We start from the raw sequence: 16,043 nt of genomic DNA, 5'->3' as shown, positions 1-16,043 counted from the left end.
AACGGGCAGCAAACAAGCCCGAGACCCGTGAGAAGCAGGTGGAAAAAGCCATGCGCGAATCGGGGCCACGGTTTCAACCAGTTCAATTTGTCCGTCGGTGGATACGTCGCGCTGTATTTGCGGCTCTTGGCTTCTTGGCCTTTGGGGTGATTGTCTATTCCGTCATTAGCCCGCCGACGACACCGTATATTTTGTCCGAAGCGCGACGGCTTGGTGGCATTGATCGGGCATGGATTGCTATCGAAAATGTCTCCCCGCATATGGCGCGCAGTGTCGTCGCGGCCGAAGACGCAAACTTCTGTAACCACTGGGGTTTTGATATGACAGCCATCCGCGCGGCACTAGATTCAGGCAGCACGCGGGGCGCGTCGACGATTTCACAACAAGTGGTGAAAAATGTTTATCTTTGGCACGGGAGAAGCTGGGTTCGCAAAGTTCTCGAAGCGGGCTTGACCCCCGCAGTTGAGGCCGTGTGGACTAAGAAACGCATCGTCGAAGTTTACTTGAATATAGCCGAGTTTGACGAAGGTGTTTTTGGCGTGGACGCCGCCGCCCATCACTACTTCGGGAAAACGCCTTCGGAGTTGACGGCAACTCAGGCGAGCCTCCTTGCGGCTGTCCTTCCCAACCCTAAAGGGCGTTCGGCAAGCAAGCCGACAACTTGGCTGAGCAAACATGCGCGCAGTATCGCCGACGGAGCCGCGACAATCAAAGCAGACGGTCGCTCTGCGTGTTTCGAAGGTTGAATTTTGGACAGATTCACGGCAGTTAAGGGGGAAACTATCTTGAGTGACCTATTATGATCCGACTATTCCATTCCCCGCTCTCGCCTTTTTGCCGCAAGGTACGCCTAAGCTTGGCCGAAAAAAAACTTGAAGTAGAGTTGGTCGAGGAACGGTACTGGGAAAAGGACGGCGAGTTCTTGCGTCGCAACCCCGCAGCCAAGGTGCCGGTTCTAAAAATGGACGGGATGATGATGGCCGAGAGTTCGGCGATTTGCGAGTATATTGAAGAGACCCACCCAACGCCGAGCCTTTTACCAAAAGGTGCCGTGGAGCGGTTTGAAGTGCGCCGGATGGTGAGTTGGTTTGATGATAAATTCCATCATGAAGTCACCTCAAAGTTGCTGTACGAGCGGGTCAATAAAAAGGTCATGGCGCAAGGATATCCGGACAGTGCAAACGTAAAGGCAGGCGCGCGCAATATTAAGTATCACCTCGACTACATGGGGTGGATATTGGACCAAAGGCGCTGGCTTGCAGGGGATGCCATGTCCCTCGCAGACTTCGCGGCGGCGGCACATTTGTCTGCATTAGACTATATTTCGGACGTCGACTGGAATCGGAATGACAACGTAAAAACGTGGTATGCAAAAATTAAGTCGCGCCCCGCATTTCGCAGTATTCTCGCCGACCAAGTGCCAGGTTTCCCGCCACCCGCACATTACACGGACCTTGATTTTTGAGCGCCCTGCTCAAAGAAAAACTCACCGCGCAAACCAAGATCGAAGGGTTCGCCCAAATGGGCGTTTGCCGCCCGGATTCGATCCCTGAAATCGCCGCGCGATTGGAAGCATTCGTCAGCAAGGAACGCCATGGGCAAATGAGCTGGATGGCGGAGCGCATGCATTGGCGGGGCGCCCCCGATGCCCTCTGGCCTGAGGCGAAAAGCGTCATTATGTTGGCGGAACCCTATACCCAAACGCATGATCCGCGCGACGTTTTGAGCAAGCGTGATTGCGGTGCGATTAGTGTCTATGCGCAAAATCGCGACTACCATGATATTGTTAAAAAGCGGCTCAAACGTGTGGGAAGATGGCTTATGGAGCAGGATCCCGACGCCCAAATCAAGGTGTTTGTCGATACGGCCCCTGTTATGGAAAAGCCGCTCGCTGCCTCTGCGGGGCTGGGTTGGCAAGGGAAACACACCAATCTTCTGTCCCGTGATCTTGGGAGTTGGTTTTTTCTAGGCGCTATCTTTACAACGATTGAGCTACCTGTGGATTCCCCCGTGCGTGAAAACTGTGGCTCTTGCACGTCTTGTCTTGATGCTTGCCCGACCAAGGCCTTTCCTGCGCCTTTCCAACTGGATGCGCGGCGCTGCATTTCCTATCTGACCATTGAACATCACGGACCCGTGGACGAAGAACTTCGCGCCCTCATGGGTAACCATATCTATGGTTGTGATGATTGCCTTGCGGCTTGCCCCTGGAATAAATTTGCAGTCGAGGCGCAGGAACTACGTTACGCCGCCAAGGACGACCTGATTGCCCCTCCATTGGACGTACTCGTGACGCTCACCGACACGCAATTTCGGGAAAAATTTTCCGGCTCACCTATTAAGCGGATAGGGCGTAATAGGTTCATTCGCAATGTTCTCTATGCCATCGGGAATAGCGGAGAAACACGCTTTAGGCCCGCAATAGAGCCACTTTTATCGGACGATGACGCGGTAGTTCGGGATGCTGCAATCTGGGCCAAAGCGCGGCTTTCCATGGTCAGCTAATTCCCGTATCTATAAATCATGGAGCACTTCTCAGGAATATTTTTTAAGATAGCGTCGGTCACAATGTTCGTGGCTATGGCTTCGTGTTTAAAGGCGACCAATGGGACGGTCCCCTCAGGGGAACTCGTGTTCTTTCGCTCCTTTTTCGCTCTACCCGTTATTCTTGTATGGTTAATCTGGCAAAAGAAATTATCGACCGGTCTGACCGTCAAAAGCCCGATGGGGCATGTTTGGCGCGGTCTTGTTGGTACGACAGCGATGGGGTTGAGTTTCGCGGGGCTTACCCTGCTTCCCCTCCCTGAATTTACTGCGATCGGGTATACGGCCCCCCTTTTGGTGGTCATTTTTGCGGCAATGTTTTTGGGCGAACAGGTCGGCGTCTTTCGTTTGTCGGCGGTGTTCGTCGGGATGGTCGGCGTTATGATCGTCCTGTCGCCACGTTTTTCCACCTTGGGGAATGGCCTTGCAGAGAAGGAGGCGCTCGGTGCGCTTCTGGTTCTCATGGGGGCGTGTTTTGCGGCTCTAGCACAGGTGTTTATTCGGAAATTGGTTCGGACCGAGCGCACGAGTGCAGTGGTCTTTTGGTTCTCGATTACCGCCACAATTCTGTCGCTTTTTACGATTCCGTTTGGGTGGGTTTGGCCCAGTGCATGGAGCCTCGTCTTCCTTGTTCTCGCGGGTATTCTTGGCGGGTTCGGTCAGATATTCCTCACCTCCAGTTACCGCTTGTCTGATGCATCTCTTGTGGCTCCCTTTGAGTATTCATCGATGATAATGGCGCTGCTTGTCGGGTATTTTTTGTTTGACGAAGTGCCAACGACCATCATGCTCTCTGGTGCTGGCTTGGTTATGGCGGCGGGGGTCGCGATTATCCTTCGAGAGCGGCATCTTGGTTTGAAACGTGCCCAGCAGCGCAAAGTTACGGGCCCGCTTTAATCCTCAGGACAATTGACAGAGTATCCGGCATGACTTACTCGGCACCCAAGGGTGAGGCCCCTGCCGCTCGCTGATTCGTCATTGGTGAAGTCCTCTTTAATCCCGCCGTTTCTTTCATCAGATGGGAATGTGGCAATGCGAGCGCCCCGATTTTCCCGTGATCTGAATGAAAAGGACCGCGAAATGTCCCCCGAACTTCCCTATCTAGCTGACTTGAAAAAGCAGGCCAAAGCAATGCGTACGACGCGGGAAATATCTCATAGCCGTGCTCTCGAAGAAATTGCCAAACGATGTGGATATCGCGATTGGAATACACTGGTCGCGTTCGCCGGCCCCCAGCCCCCCGTTCAGGTTGGGCAGCGCGTATCAGGGCTTTATCTTCAGGTGCCTTTTTCGGGGAAAGTACTGTCGCTAAAATCAGAAAATGCGGGTCTATTCCGCGTGAATATTGAGTTTGATGCCCTGATTGACGTGGTTACTTTTGACAGTTTCTCCAATTGGAAGAACCGCGCGAATAAAATTATTAACACGAATGGTGTTTCTGTCGATAGAACTACGAATGGCCATCCGCACATGGTCGTGTCCCTGTAACTGGGTCGAAACAGGAGTATTTATGACGTCCACCATTCATGTAAAGAACCCGTTTTTGACTGACCCATTGGGAGTTGTTTTTGCCCGAACTGCATTTCCAATTATCCTCGTGATGGTCATCAACGGATCCTTTGCCACGATTGATGCGTATTTTCTCGGGCGATATGTTGGGGCCGAAGCTCTAACGGCTGTCACGTTGATGTTTCCGATTTTCATGTTTGTTGTTGCTCTTTCAACTCTTGTGGCAGCAGGTTTTTCCAGCGTTCTAGCGCGCCAATTGGGCGCCGGTGACACGTTCGAAGCTGGTCGCAGTTACGTGCAGGCCTCGCTCCTCACAACGTTGTTTTGCGCTTTATTAGTGACTGTTTTTCAAGTGTTCGGTCTGAATTTGGTCGCTTGGGCTGCGAATGGTTCTGCGGAGCTAGCACGCCATGGGTACACGTATATTTCCCTCTCGATCTATTGGTCACCCTTGGTGTTTTTCCTGTCTATTAATACGGATTCCTTACGGGCGGAGGGGCGTATGGCGGCGATGGCGTTAATTTCTGTCCTGTCCGCATTGCTCAATATTCTGTTCGATTACATCTTTGTTGCAGAGCTTGAGATGGGCGTCGCGGGGTCTGCATGGGGATCAATTGTGGCTCAAATGCTGGCGATTGCCGCGATTTTCGCCTATCGAGCGAAGGTCGGCTGGAGTTTTGAAGTTTCGCGCCAAAGCTTTACTCCCTCCCCCCAATTATGGCGCACGTTTCTGGCTTTGGGTGCGCCAGCAAGCCTCGGTTATATCGGCTTTGCGCTTAGTGCCGGAATCACGATTCTCCTGCTGCAAATTTGGTCCGTCGATTACCAAGCCATCGCGGGTGCGTATGGTATTTCGACACGGGTCATGACGTTTGTGTTTATGCCAATCTTGGGATTGTCGTTTGCGACCCAGACAATTGTAGGAAATAATTTCGGGGCCGGAAAGCCGGAACGCGCGCGGGCCGCTCTGCGTGTGGCGATGATCTGTGCGGGAGTCTATTGCGCAGGGTTTCAGGCGTGTTTGTATCTGTTTCGCTCAGAAATCGGTGGAATATTCGTGACTGATTCTGCAACAGTTCACGAGTTTGCACGCATTCTGCCTTTCGCAACGCTCACGCTTTTTCTTTTCGGGCCACAGATGATGGTGGGAATGTATTTTCAAGCCATCGGGGACGCGCGGCGTGCCGCACTGCTCAACCTTTCGCGCACGTATATTTTCGGAATTCCGCTATTGGTTCTCATGCCGAGCTTGGTTGGGGAAATTGGGATTTGGATATCTGGCGCTGTTGCCGAGGTTTTTGTCCTTCTGTTGACGCTTGTGGTTTTAAAGCGAACAGGGGTGTTAAAAGGCTCTAATACGGCGAAATTCGCATAAAAAAATGGCGCCCGATCAGTCGGACGCCAAATTCTTATTGTCACACAGTTTAGCTTAAACGCGGACGAGTTTTTCGTAGCTTTCCGAAATATCACGTGCAAGTGCACCGACTTCGAAATTGTAGGCGCCAATTTGCCCCACGGGCGTTACTTCCGCCGCAGTACCTGTGAGCCAGCATTGCTCAAAGCCTTCGAGCTCTTCCACAGTGATGTGACGCTCATGAACCTTGATGCCTTTTTCGCCCAGCATTGTGATGACTGTTTGGCGGGTCAATCCGTTGAGGAAGCAATCAGGCAAGGGTGTGTGAACTTCGCCGTCTTTGACAAAGAAAAGATTGGCGCCGGTCGCTTCGGCAACATAGCCGCGGTAATCGAACATCATCGCATCGGAGCAGCCTTTGGCTTCGGCGGCGTGTTTTGACATTGTGCAGATCATATAAAGGCCGGCTGCTTTTGCGAAGCAAGGGATTGTTTCCGGGCTTGGACGCTTCCATTTGGAGATGTCCAGTTTCGCACCTTTATATTTTGCGTCACCGTAGTAGTTGCCCCATTCCCACGCCGCGATTGCTAGGCGCACAGGATTGCGCGCGGAGGCGACACCCATATCCGGACCTGCGCCGCGCCAAGCGATCGCGCGCACATATGCGTCAGTGAGGCCGTTGGCTTTCATCGTTTCGTATTTTGCGGTTTCGATTTCTTCAACGGTGAAGGGAATTTCGAAATCGATATATTCAGCGGATTTGCGCAGGCGAACCGAGTGATCCATGCTGCGGAAAATCTTGCCGTTATAGGCACGCTCGCCCTCGAATACGGAGGACGCATAATGCAAACCATGGGTCAAAAGGTGGACTTTTGCGTCGCGCCATTCGACAAGTTTTCCGTCCATCCAGATTTTTCCGTCGCGGTCATCATATCCAGTGGTCATTTGGTCTCTCCTCGAATTTTGCCGTGCTGCGCGGCTGATTTTTCATAAGTTGCGCAAGTAATGACCGTTTCGGACATATTATTGCGTAAAAACTGATCTTTGCTACTATTTGATTCTTGGAAAGTCAACAAGGCTGACATAAAATCGAACTGAATAGCATTCGCAAGGAGATCGATATGGCCGATGGTTCGACAGCTCAAGGCGGAGAAAGCCTTTTGTTTCTGACAGATGAGCATTTGCGCAAAGGGATTGAAGCGATGTTCTTTGCCTATCGTGGATTTACGGCCGATCCAGATCGGATTTTGGCGAACTACGCGTACGGTCGCGCGCACCATCGTGCGGTTCATTTCATTCATCGAAGTCCGGGAACCACAGTAAATAATCTATTATTGGTTCTTGGGGTCACGAAACAGTCTCTAAATCGTGTCTTGCGGACTTTGATCGAAGACGGTTTGGTTGAAAGCCGTATAGGAAAGAAAGATAAGCGGGAACGGCATTTGTTTCTGACCGAAAGCGGTGAGGTCCTCGAGGCCGATCTTTCTGATGCACAGCGTGCCCGTATGCGGACGGCGTTTCGCGCAGCGGGGCCCGAGGCCGTATCGGGGTTTAGGCAAGTTTTGGAAGCAATGATGGACCCGGACCAACGGCGCCAGTATAAGAATTTCAAGGAGAGCGGTTCATGAGCGATGCAAACGAAGCCCACCTATTAATTGTCGATGACGATGAGCGCATCCGTGGTCTGCTTCAAAAGTTTCTCATTCGGAACGGTTTTTGGGTGACGGCTGCGCGGGACGCCGTGCATGCGCGTCGCATCTTATCCGGGCTTGAGTTTGATTTAATCGTGTTGGATGTCATGATGCCGGGCGAGGACGGGATCAGCCTGACGCGTAGTTTGCGCGAAACGATTACCACACCGATCTTACTCCTGACCGCTAAAGGCGAGACAGAAGACCGGATTGCAGGGCTTGAGGCCGGAGCGGATGATTATCTTGCCAAACCGTTTGAGCCCAAAGAGTTACTCTTGCGGATTAACGCGATTTTGCGGCGGATTCCTGCGGCGATTGATGCGCAAAATGGGCCGAAGATAATCACCTTGGGTGCGCTGCGATACGACGTGAGTCGTGCGGAATTGGCGCGAGGCGATGCCCCAATCCGGCTAACGGCAACTGAGAGTGCATTGATGAAAATTTTCACCGCCAACATGGGCGAGGCGCTTACGCGGGGGCAGCTTGTCGAGGATCTTGGGCGCGACAAAGGACAGGCACAGGAACGTGCCGTGGATGTGCAAATCACCCGCCTGCGTCGCAAAATTGAGGCCGATCCCAAGCAGCCGCGCTATCTTCAAACCGTTCGGGGCGCAGGCTATATGCTGGGAAGCGATTGACCCTCTAAAACAGGAGTTCGTTTTGACGACTGCTCTTCTCACCCATGCCGATTGCCTTCTGCACGAAACGCCCCAGGGCCACCCCGAACAAATCGCACGTTTGGAGCGGGTCCTTGAGGCGCTTTCGGATGCAAAATTCGACCCTATTCTGCGCAAAAAGGCCCCTTTGGTGGCGGATGATGATTTGCTCAGGGTGCATCCGAAGTCCCATATCATGGATATTCGGGACTCTGCCCCCGATGCTGGGATCGCTCAAATTGAGGGCGATACATATATGTCGGCGGGTTCAGTTGCCGCCGCGTATCGCGCGGCGGGGGCCTGTGTGCGGGCCGTTGATTTGGTGCTGTCGGGCGAGGTTCAAAATGCTTTCGCCGCCGTGCGTCCGCCCGGTCATCACGCGGAACGCGAAACGCCAATGGGTTTTTGCCTGTTTGGTTCAGTTGCCGTTGCAGCCAAATATGCGGTGGAAGTTCATGGGCTCAAGCGTGTCGCGATCATCGATTTCGATGTGCACCACGGCAATGGAACCCAAGACCTCATAGAGGGGGATTCGCGCATTGCCTTTGCCTCGTCCCATCAGATGCCATTATTCCCCGGAACAGGGTCGGCCGATGAAACGGGTTCCGCGAACAATGTGATGAATGTCCCCCTTGCGGAAGGGTCTGGCGGGGTCGAAATGCGCAGAGTTTATTCCGAGCAGATACTCCCCCATGTGGCTCTATTTTGGCCAGAATTGATCCTTATCTCCGCAGGGTTCGACGCGCATCGCGCCGATCCATTGGCAGGGCTCAATTGGGAAACCGACGATTTTAGATGGCTCACGGAAAAGATTTGTGATTTGGCGGACCAAACCTGTGCGGGACGGGTGGTCTCGTCTCTCGAAGGCGGGTATGATTTGGAGGCGTTGGCCGAAGCGACGGCCGCGCATGTGGAAATTTTGATGGAGCGCGGCGCATGAGCGACACCCCAGTGAGCGAAATGAGTTTTGAACAGGCGATGGCCGAGCTTGAAGCAGTGGTTGGACAATTGGACAACGGCCAAGTGGCGTTGGACGAGTCGATCAAGCTGTATGAACGCGGTGCCAAACTCAAAGAACACTGTGACGCTAAGCTTAAAGAAGCTGAAGAAAAAGTCGCCGCCATTAAGTTGGGCGAGGGCGGTGTCCCGATTGGTACGACGCCGGTTGAAGGTCTCTAACACATGTTTGAAAACGCTTTGGCGCAGGCCGCAGACGAGGTTTCGGCCTGTCTTACCCAAACGCTTGCGCGATACCCCAACGTCCCGTTGACCGACGCAATGCGTTACGCGGTGACGGGTGGAAAGCGGCTTCGGGCGTTTTTGGTGATCGAAGGTGCACGGTTATACGGTGTCTATCCACGGCAATCTATTTGGGCCGCCGCGGCAGTGGAGTCACTGCACGCATACTCGCTGGTGCACGATGATTTGCCTTGCATGGACAACGATGATTTGCGCCGTGGCCTGCCCACCGTCCACGTGAAATGGGACGAGGCGACCGCCGTTTTGGTCGGCGATGCCTTACAGACCCTCGCGTTTGACCTGCTTGCCCGCAAGGAATGCGCGCCCAAGGCTTCGACACGTATTGAGCTTATCCAAACAATGGCGTGGGCCTCTGGTGGGCAAGGGATGGTGCTGGGGCAAATGCAAGACATAGCATCAGAAACGGCTCTAACGCCGCTGAACTTGGACCAAATTACCGAGCTTCAGGCAAATAAAACCGGCGCGCTTATTCAGTGGTCCGCTATGGCGGGGCCGATCCTCGCGGGGCAGGATGTCGGGCCTCTGCGTCACTATGCCAATGCGCTCGGCCTTGCGTTTCAAATCGCAGATGACATCATGGATGTTGAAGGCGACGCGCAAAAAGCTGGGAAACGCCTGAACAAAGACACCGAGGCCGGAAAGGCAACGTTTGTCTCGCTTTTGGGGATGGATGAGGCGAAAAAACGCGCATCTGACCTGATTGATGAGGCCGAATCCGCCCTTGCACCCTTCGGCGACAATGCACAGAACTTGCGCGAAGCCGCGCGTTTCGTTATTGCACGCGAAAGTTAAGCCCGTAGGAGGGCCGCATGAGCCAAAGACCAGTCACGCCTATTCTTGATCGCATTTCGGCCCCCGCCGACATGAAAGCCCTCAGTGACCCTGAGCTGACTCAACTTGCGAACGAGTTGCGCGCAGAGACGATCTCAGCTGTCTCCGTCACAGGAGGCCATCTTGGGGCGGGTCTAGGCGTTGTTGAACTAACAACCGCGATCCATGCCGTTTTCGATACGCCCAAGGACCGTTTGATCTGGGACGTGGGCCACCAGTGTTACCCCCATAAGATTCTCACGGGTCGCCGTGATCGCATTCGGACTTTGCGCCAAAAAGGCGGTCTGTCGGGCTTCACTAAGCGCAGCGAAAGCCCGTACGATCCCTTCGGTGCGGCGCATTCAAGCACGTCGATTTCGGCAGCGTTGGGATTTGCTGTGGCGCGCGATTTGGGCGGCGCCCCTGAGCACGGCATCGGCGACGCAATCGCGGTGATTGGCGATGGGTCCATGAGCGCGGGCATGGCCTATGAGGCCATGAACAATGCGGGTCACTTGAAAAAACGCATGTTCGTCATTTTGAACGATAATGAAATGTCGATTGCGCCCCCCGTTGGTGCGATGTCGAGCTACTTAAGCTCCCTTTACGCGGGCGCACCGTTTCAAGAATTGAAAGCGGCTGCGCGTGGGGCGGTGAGCCTGTTGCCGCATCCCTTCCAAGAAGGGGCCAAACGCGCCAAGGAAATGGTCAAACACATGACCGTAGGCGGCACGCTTTTTGAGGAACTGGGCTTTTCCTATGTCGGTCCGATTGATGGCCATGACATGGACGCGCTATTGGCGGTTTTACGGACAGTGAAATCCCGTGCGACGGGGCCGATGCTCATTCACGTTCTGACGAAAAAAGGCAAGGGATACGCCCCTGCTGAAAGTGCCCGCGACAAGGGCCATGCGACTGCGAAATTCGACGTTTTGACGGGCGAGCAGAAAAAAGCGCCGTCGAATGCCCCAAGTTATACCAACGTTTTTGCGAAGGCATTGCTCGCCGAGGCGGCAAAAGACGACAAGATCGCAGCAGTGACGGCCGCGATGCCGGACGGTACGGGCCTAAACCTGTTCGCCGAACGCTATCCTAGCCGTTGTTTTGACGTCGGAATTGCCGAGCAACATGGCGTTACATTTGCCGCTGCCCTTGCTGCCGGTGGGATAAAGCCCTTCTGTGCGATTTATTCCACCTTCCTGCAGCGCGGCTATGATCAAGTGGTTCATGACGTGGCCATCCAGCGCCTTCCGGTCCGGTTCGCGATTGATCGCGCGGGCCTAGTTGGGGCCGATGGCGCGACCCATGCGGGTAGCTTTGACATTGCCTTTTTGGCCAACCTTCCCGGTTTTGTCGTGATGGCCGCCGCCGATGAGGCCGAGCTTGTGCATATGGTTGCAACCGCCGCTAGCATCAATGACCGCCCCAGTGCCTTCCGCTTCCCACGCGGCGAAGGCGTGGGCGTTGACCTTCCCGAACGGGGTATTCCGCTTGAAATCGGTAAGGGGCGCATGATCCAAGAAGGCGCACGGGTTGCGATCCTTTCGTTTGGGACACGTCTTTCAGAGGTTGAAAAGGCCGCTGAGAAACTTGCCGCACGGGGCATCAATCCCACGATTGCCGACGCACGTTTTGCGAAACCATTGGATCGTGAATTGATCCTTCGCCTCGCACGCGACCACGAAGCGCTAATCACAATCGAAGAGGGCGCGATTGGTGGATTCGGTAGTCATGTGGCTCAATTGTTGGCCGAAGAGGGCGTGTTTGACACGGGTCTCAAGTTCCGCTCCATGGTGCTGCCGGACACGTTTATCGACCATGCAAATCCAGTTGATATGTATGCGGATGCGGCGATGAATAGCGAGCATATTGAAGCAAAAGTTCTGGATGTGCTGGGCGTGGCACAGATTTCAAGTCAACGTGCTTAATCTTCCTCTAATAAGGCGCGTAGGCCCGATTGATAGTCGGGAAACAACAGATTTACGCCTAATTCGTCTCTGATTTTGTCGTTTCGAACCCGTTTTGACTCTGCATAAAAGCTTCGCGCCATCGGTGACATTTCTGCGTTATCAAAATCAATTGCGGGTGGGATTGGCGCGCCAAGAAGTTCGGCGGCAAAGCCGATCACGTCCTCGGGCGGAGCAGGGAAGTTATCACAGACGTTATAAATCGCCCCCGGGTTGGGGTGCGCCACGCTGGCCGCCAAAACTTGCGCAATGTCCGCGACATGGGTCCGCGAAAAGACCTGATTTTTCTTGATAATCCTGCGTGCCGTGCCATTGCGCACCTTTGCAAAGGGGCCACGCCCTGGGCCGTAAATCCCCGCAAGGCGAAATATATGAAGAGGTAGCCCCGCGGATTTAGCCAGTTCTTGCCATTGAGATTCCGCCAAGACGCGCATTTCGCCGCGCTTTGTTGAAGGCGTGAGCGGCGTAGCCTCGTCAACCCAACCGCCGTCATGGTTGCCATAAACGCCCGTTGTCGAAAGATACCCAACCCATTCAAGGTGCGGTGCAGCGCGGGCGATTTCATCGCCAAGTGCATTGAGGACAACGTCACCATTCTCTTCCGGCGCAATCGACACTAACACATGCGTAGCTGTCTCTAATGCGGAGGAAATTGACGTTCCCGGCCATGCTATGGTCTGGTTGCCACCCGCACGACTTGTGCCTGTGATTTGCCATAGATCAGGGCCTAATAGGGCACCAAATGCCTGTGCGCTGTAGCCGTGGCCGAAGGATAAGAGGTGTTTTTTCATCGGGATAGGATGCGAAATCTCGCTTCGGGCCGCAAGCGAGAAACGCCATTGTCGCATTTTCTTCACTTGCACATACCCGAAATCTAGGAACAAATGACCTATGGAAAATAGCCCCCTTAAAACTTGGCCCGAAAGTGCAGCCCGACTGGTTGCTGTCGCGGCCGGAAGAGAAGCCGCAGACCTCGTCATTCGCAATGGCAAATGGGTCAATGTTCACACGCGCGAAGTGCTTGAAGGTTATGATTTAGCCATCGCGGACGGGCGCTTTGCCTATTGTGGGCCTGACGCGCAACATTGCATTGGTCCAGACACGGAGATCATTGACGCCGAAGGCGCGTTTATGATCCCCGGTCTGTGCGACGCGCATATGCACATCGAGAGCGGCATGTTGACGCCCGCTGAATTTACCCGTGCCGTTGTGCCCCATGGTACGACGTCGATGTTCACGGATCCCCATGAAATCGCCAATGTCCTTGGGCTTGAGGGCGTGCGTTTGATGCATGATGAGGCTCTATTGCAGCCCATTAACGTGTTTACCCAGATGCCAAGCTGTGCGCCTTCGGCACCGGGGTTGGAGACGACGGGTTTTGAAATTACGCCAGAGGATGTGGTTGAGGCGATGAACTGGCCCGGAATTATCGGCCTTGGCGAGATGATGAACTTCCCTGGTGTGGTCAATGGCGATCCAAAAATGCTGGCCGAAATCGCCGCCACCCAGAATGCGAATAAAACGGTTGGTGGCCACTATGCCAGCCCCGATTTAGGCCCTGCCTTTCATGCCTATGCGGCGGGTGGTCCAGCGGATGATCACGAGGGAACCTGTGAGGCCGATGCGATTGCGCGCGTGCGTCAAGGGATGCGCCACATGATGCGGCTTGGCTCCGCATGGTATGACGTCGAAAGCCAAATTACTGCCGTGACCGAAAAAGGCCTCGATCCGCGCAGCTTTATTCTGTGCACCGATGACTGCCATTCAGGGACGTTGGTAAATGAGGGCCACATGAACCGTGTGGTGCGCCATGCGATTGCCTGCGGATGTGATCCCGTAATCGCGCTTCAAATGGCGACGATTAACACGGCCACGCATTTCGGTTTGGAGCGAGAATTAGGCTCTATTGCACCCGGACGGCGGGCCGATGTGATCCTCACGAGCGATTTGACAACTCTGCCGATTGACCGCGTGATTGCGCGTGGCGTGACCGTGGCACAGGATGGAGAGATCAAGGTCGATTGCCCCCATCTTGAGTGGCCCGCCCATTCGCGACAAACTGTGAACCTTGGTCGTGACCGTGTGGCCGAAGATTTTGAAATCAAAGCGCCCGAAGGCGCGAATGCAGTGACTGTCAAAGTCATCGGCGTGGTTGAAAATCAAGCACCGACAAAGGCTCTAACACGGGATCTTTTGGTGGTTGATGGTTTGATCGAAGGGGATCAAGCACAAGACGTTTGCCAGATTGCTTTGGTCGAACGTCATTTGGGCACCGGCGGCGTGACCAATGCCTTTGTTTCGGGTTTCCAATATCAAGGCCGCATGGCTATTGCTTCGACTGTTGCGCATGATAGCCACCATATGATTGTCGTTGGAACGGACCGCGCAAATATGGCCGCAGCTGCAAACCGATTGGGCGAAGTTGGCGGCGGCGTGACTGTTTTTCAGGACGGTAAGGAGCTGGCTTTGGTCGAACTTCCGATTGCTGGGCTTATGTCGGATTTACCTGCCAAAGTCGTGGCGGCGAAGGCTGACAAATTGGTCGAAGCGATGTTGGACTGTGGTTGCACCCTGAACAATGCGTATATGCAGCATTCCTTGCTGGCGTTGGTTGTGATCCCCGAGTTACGGATCAGCGATCTTGGCCTTGTGGATGTAACAAAATTCGAACTGACCGATTTGATTGAGGATAAAGAATGAGAACCGAAGACTTGAATTTACCAGTCCACACACCACCGACAGCTCGGCCCGAAAACTTTGACTCGGCGGAGGCAGCGGTCGCACGTCTTACGGAACTCTACCAAGAGGCCTCCAGCTTTTTGTGCGAAAAATTTAGCTCTAAAGTTTTGGGCCCGCGCCCCGATGCAAAATACCGCGCCTTTTACCCGGAAATTAGAATCACAACGACCAGTTTTGCGCTTTCCGACAGCCGTTTGTCCTTTGGCTATGTCGCCGAACCTGGAACCTATGCCGCGACAATCACACGACCGGATTTGTTCAAAGGCTATTTGACTGAGCAAATCGGACTGCTCCTCCGCAACCACAACGTGCCTGTATCTGTGGGTATCTCGACGACTCCGATGCCGGTGCATTTTGCCGTCGCCAATGATGAGGATGTGACAGTACCCCAAGATGGTGCGATGAGATTCCCCCTGCGCGATGTGTTTGACGTTCCCAATTTGGCTACAACAAACGACGATATTGTCAACGGATTCAACACGGTTTCGAGTGATGGCACGGGCCCCTTGGCCCCTTTTACCGCGCAACGTGTCGATTATTCATTGGCGCGCCTTCAACACTATACCGCAACTCGGGCCGAGCATTTCCAGAACTTCGTCTTGTTTACCAACTATCAGTTCTATGTTGAGGAATTTGAGGCCTATGCCCGCAAGGTCTTGGCCGACAAGTCCTCTGGGTACACTTCCTTTGTGTCCACGGGCAATGTTGTGATTACTGATCCGCACACGCCGATCATCCCGCCCGAAAAGTCCCCACAGATGCCGACCTACCACCTGAAACGCAAAGATGGTTCGGGCATTACTTTGGTCAATATCGGCGTCGGGCCGAGTAATGCTAAAACTGCCACCGATCATATCGCGGTGCTGCGTCCTCATGCGTGGCTCATGGTGGGACATTGCGCGGGGCTTCGGAATTCGCAGAGCCTTGGCGACTTCGTTCTCGCGCACGGATATCTACGCGAAGATCACGTTTTGGACGATGATCTTCCACCTTGGGTGCCGATTCCCGCCCTCGCCGAAATTCAAATCGCCCTTGAGGATGCGGTCGAATCTGTGACCCAACTAAAGGGGTATGATTTGAAGCGCATTATGCGGACCGGCACTGTCGCCACCATCGACAACCGGAATTGGGAATTGCGCGATCAATCCGGCCCTGTTCAACGGCTCTCACAGTCTCGCGCGGTTGCGCTAGATATGGAAAGCGCGACCATCGCGGCCAACGGTTTTCGCTTCCGTGTCCCCTATGGAACGCTGCTCTGTGTCTCGGATAAACCCCTCCACGGTGAACTCAAACTCCCCGGTATGGCGAGCGATTTTTACAAGACTCAGGTGGCCAGACATCTCCAAATCGGGATACAAGCCATGGAGAGTCTGCGCTCGCAACCTTTGGAGAAAATCCATTCTCGTAAGCTCCGAAGCTTCGATGAAACGGCATTTCTGTAAATTTGCGTCGCTTTTTTGAAAAAAACTTAGAAAAAAGTGTCTTTTTTCGACACTAATCGTTGTGTAGTTCA

Annotated in this window: 16 protein-coding genes; 14 read left to right on the top strand and 2 right to left on the bottom strand. The window is 53.9% G+C overall.

Annotation, left to right across the window (positions count from 1 at the left end):
• Positions 1-50 precede the first annotated feature (50 nt).
• The 6 genes from mtgA (at position 51) to AB9F29_RS11460 (ending at position 5,428) form a co-directional block, all read left to right on the top strand.
• Entirely contained in the window at positions 51-746 is a 696-nt protein-coding gene (gene mtgA, locus AB9F29_RS11485; RefSeq protein ID WP_369755786.1) for a monofunctional biosynthetic peptidoglycan transglycosylase, read from the top strand.
• A gap of 53 nt (positions 747-799) precedes the next feature.
• Positions 800-1,465, top strand: coding sequence for a glutathione S-transferase family protein (locus AB9F29_RS11480; RefSeq protein WP_039003248.1), 666 nt, complete (start codon positions 800-802; stop codon positions 1,463-1,465).
• Positions 1,462-2,505, top strand: coding sequence for a tRNA epoxyqueuosine(34) reductase QueG (gene queG / locus AB9F29_RS11475; protein ID WP_369755785.1), 1,044 nt, complete (start codon positions 1,462-1,464; stop codon positions 2,503-2,505). Before AB9F29_RS11480 ends, queG begins: the two co-directional genes overlap by 4 nt.
• A gap of 18 nt (positions 2,506-2,523) precedes the next feature.
• Positions 2,524-3,441, top strand: a complete 918-nt coding sequence (locus AB9F29_RS11470) for a DMT family transporter (RefSeq protein ID WP_369755784.1) — start codon at positions 2,524-2,526, stop codon at positions 3,439-3,441.
• 183 nt (positions 3,442-3,624) lie between these two features.
• Entirely contained in the window at positions 3,625-4,032 is a 408-nt protein-coding gene (locus AB9F29_RS11465) for a glyoxalase superfamily protein (RefSeq protein WP_369755783.1), read from the top strand.
• Positions 4,033-4,054: 22 nt separating this feature from the next.
• Entirely contained in the window at positions 4,055-5,428 is a 1,374-nt protein-coding gene (locus AB9F29_RS11460) for an MATE family efflux transporter (protein WP_369755782.1), read from the top strand.
• 54 nt (positions 5,429-5,482) lie between these two features.
• On the opposite strand, the gene AB9F29_RS11455 is transcribed toward AB9F29_RS11460, so the two are convergent.
• A complete protein-coding gene (locus tag AB9F29_RS11455; RefSeq protein ID WP_369755781.1) occupies positions 5,483-6,352 on the bottom strand; it encodes a branched-chain amino acid aminotransferase in 870 nt (289 codons plus the stop codon).
• A 176-nt stretch (positions 6,353-6,528) separates the two neighbouring features.
• Between AB9F29_RS11455 and AB9F29_RS11450 the strand changes: the two genes are divergently transcribed.
• The 6 genes from AB9F29_RS11450 to dxs are packed head-to-tail and all read left to right on the top strand — an operon-like array spanning position 6,529 to position 11,752.
• A complete protein-coding gene (locus AB9F29_RS11450) occupies positions 6,529-7,035 on the top strand; it encodes a MarR family winged helix-turn-helix transcriptional regulator (protein WP_039003244.1) in 507 nt (168 codons plus the stop codon).
• Positions 7,032-7,736, top strand: a complete 705-nt coding sequence (locus AB9F29_RS11445) for a response regulator (protein WP_369755780.1) — start codon at positions 7,032-7,034, stop codon at positions 7,734-7,736. The genes AB9F29_RS11450 and AB9F29_RS11445 overlap by 4 nt, the downstream gene beginning before the upstream one ends.
• 22 nt (positions 7,737-7,758) lie before the next feature.
• Positions 7,759-8,694 carry a histone deacetylase family protein gene (locus tag AB9F29_RS11440; protein ID WP_369755779.1) on the top strand — a complete coding sequence of 312 codons (936 nt, stop codon included), beginning with the start codon at positions 7,759-7,761 and terminating at the stop codon, positions 8,692-8,694.
• On the top strand, positions 8,691-8,933 hold the full coding sequence (locus tag AB9F29_RS11435) for an exodeoxyribonuclease VII small subunit (protein WP_335586135.1): 243 nt from the start codon (positions 8,691-8,693) through the stop codon (positions 8,931-8,933). The genes AB9F29_RS11440 and AB9F29_RS11435 overlap by 4 nt, the downstream gene beginning before the upstream one ends.
• 3 nt (positions 8,934-8,936) lie before the next feature.
• A complete protein-coding gene (locus AB9F29_RS11430; protein ID WP_369755778.1) occupies positions 8,937-9,806 on the top strand; it encodes a polyprenyl synthetase family protein in 870 nt (289 codons plus the stop codon).
• Between the two features lie 17 nt (positions 9,807-9,823).
• Positions 9,824-11,752, top strand: a complete 1,929-nt coding sequence (gene dxs, locus AB9F29_RS11425; protein WP_369755777.1) for a 1-deoxy-D-xylulose-5-phosphate synthase — start codon at positions 9,824-9,826, stop codon at positions 11,750-11,752.
• Here dxs and AB9F29_RS11420 read toward each other — a convergent pair.
• Complete coding sequence (locus AB9F29_RS11420) at positions 11,749-12,582, bottom strand: SDR family oxidoreductase (RefSeq protein WP_369755870.1); 834 nt, start codon at positions 12,580-12,582, stop codon at positions 11,749-11,751. The genes dxs and AB9F29_RS11420 overlap by 4 nt on opposite strands.
• 100 nt (positions 12,583-12,682) lie before the next feature.
• On the opposite strand from AB9F29_RS11420, the gene ade reads away from it, so the two are divergent.
• Positions 12,683-14,491, top strand: coding sequence for an adenine deaminase (gene ade / locus AB9F29_RS11415; protein WP_369755776.1), 1,809 nt, complete (start codon positions 12,683-12,685; stop codon positions 14,489-14,491).
• On the top strand, positions 14,488-15,972 hold the full coding sequence (locus tag AB9F29_RS11410) for an AMP nucleosidase (protein WP_039003237.1): 1,485 nt from the start codon (positions 14,488-14,490) through the stop codon (positions 15,970-15,972). The genes ade and AB9F29_RS11410 overlap by 4 nt, the downstream gene beginning before the upstream one ends.
• Positions 15,973-16,043: the final 71 nt, after the last annotated feature.

Source organism: Falsihalocynthiibacter sp. S25ZX9, assembly GCF_041205405.1.
Taxonomy (GTDB): Bacteria; Pseudomonadota; Alphaproteobacteria; order Rhodobacterales; family Rhodobacteraceae; genus Falsihalocynthiibacter; species Falsihalocynthiibacter arcticus.
The sequence above is the reverse complement of the archived record's forward strand: the minus strand, read 5'-3'. Positions and strand labels throughout refer to the sequence as shown.

Bases quoted from the DNA above. Each gene is read 5' to 3' on its own strand.
- AB9F29_RS11445 (WP_369755780.1), top strand. From the start codon at position 7,032: ATGAGCGATGCAAACGAAGCCCACCTATTAATTGTCGATGACGATGAG.
- AB9F29_RS11450 (WP_039003244.1), top strand. From the start codon at position 6,529: ATGGCCGATGGTTCGACAGCTCAAGGCGGAGAAAGCCTTTTGTTTCTG.
- AB9F29_RS11460 (WP_369755782.1), top strand. From the start codon at position 4,055: ATGACGTCCACCATTCATGTAAAGAACCCGTTTTTGACTGACCCATTG.
- mtgA (WP_369755786.1), top strand. From the start codon at position 51: ATGCGCGAATCGGGGCCACGGTTTCAACCAGTTCAATTTGTCCGTCGG.
- ade (WP_369755776.1), top strand. From the start codon at position 12,683: ATGGAAAATAGCCCCCTTAAAACTTGGCCCGAAAGTGCAGCCCGACTG.
- dxs (WP_369755777.1), top strand. From the start codon at position 9,824: ATGAGCCAAAGACCAGTCACGCCTATTCTTGATCGCATTTCGGCCCCC.
- AB9F29_RS11430 (WP_369755778.1), top strand. From the start codon at position 8,937: ATGTTTGAAAACGCTTTGGCGCAGGCCGCAGACGAGGTTTCGGCCTGT.
- AB9F29_RS11410 (WP_039003237.1), top strand. From the start codon at position 14,488: ATGAGAACCGAAGACTTGAATTTACCAGTCCACACACCACCGACAGCT.
- AB9F29_RS11455 (WP_369755781.1), bottom strand. From the start codon at position 6,352: ATGACCACTGGATATGATGACCGCGACGGAAAAATCTGGATGGACGGA.
- AB9F29_RS11465 (WP_369755783.1), top strand. From the start codon at position 3,625: ATGTCCCCCGAACTTCCCTATCTAGCTGACTTGAAAAAGCAGGCCAAA.
- AB9F29_RS11420 (WP_369755870.1), bottom strand. From the start codon at position 12,582: ATGAAAAAACACCTCTTATCCTTCGGCCACGGCTACAGCGCACAGGCA.
- AB9F29_RS11470 (WP_369755784.1), top strand. From the start codon at position 2,524: ATGGAGCACTTCTCAGGAATATTTTTTAAGATAGCGTCGGTCACAATG.
- AB9F29_RS11435 (WP_335586135.1), top strand. From the start codon at position 8,691: ATGAGCGACACCCCAGTGAGCGAAATGAGTTTTGAACAGGCGATGGCC.
- AB9F29_RS11480 (WP_039003248.1), top strand. From the start codon at position 800: ATGATCCGACTATTCCATTCCCCGCTCTCGCCTTTTTGCCGCAAGGTA.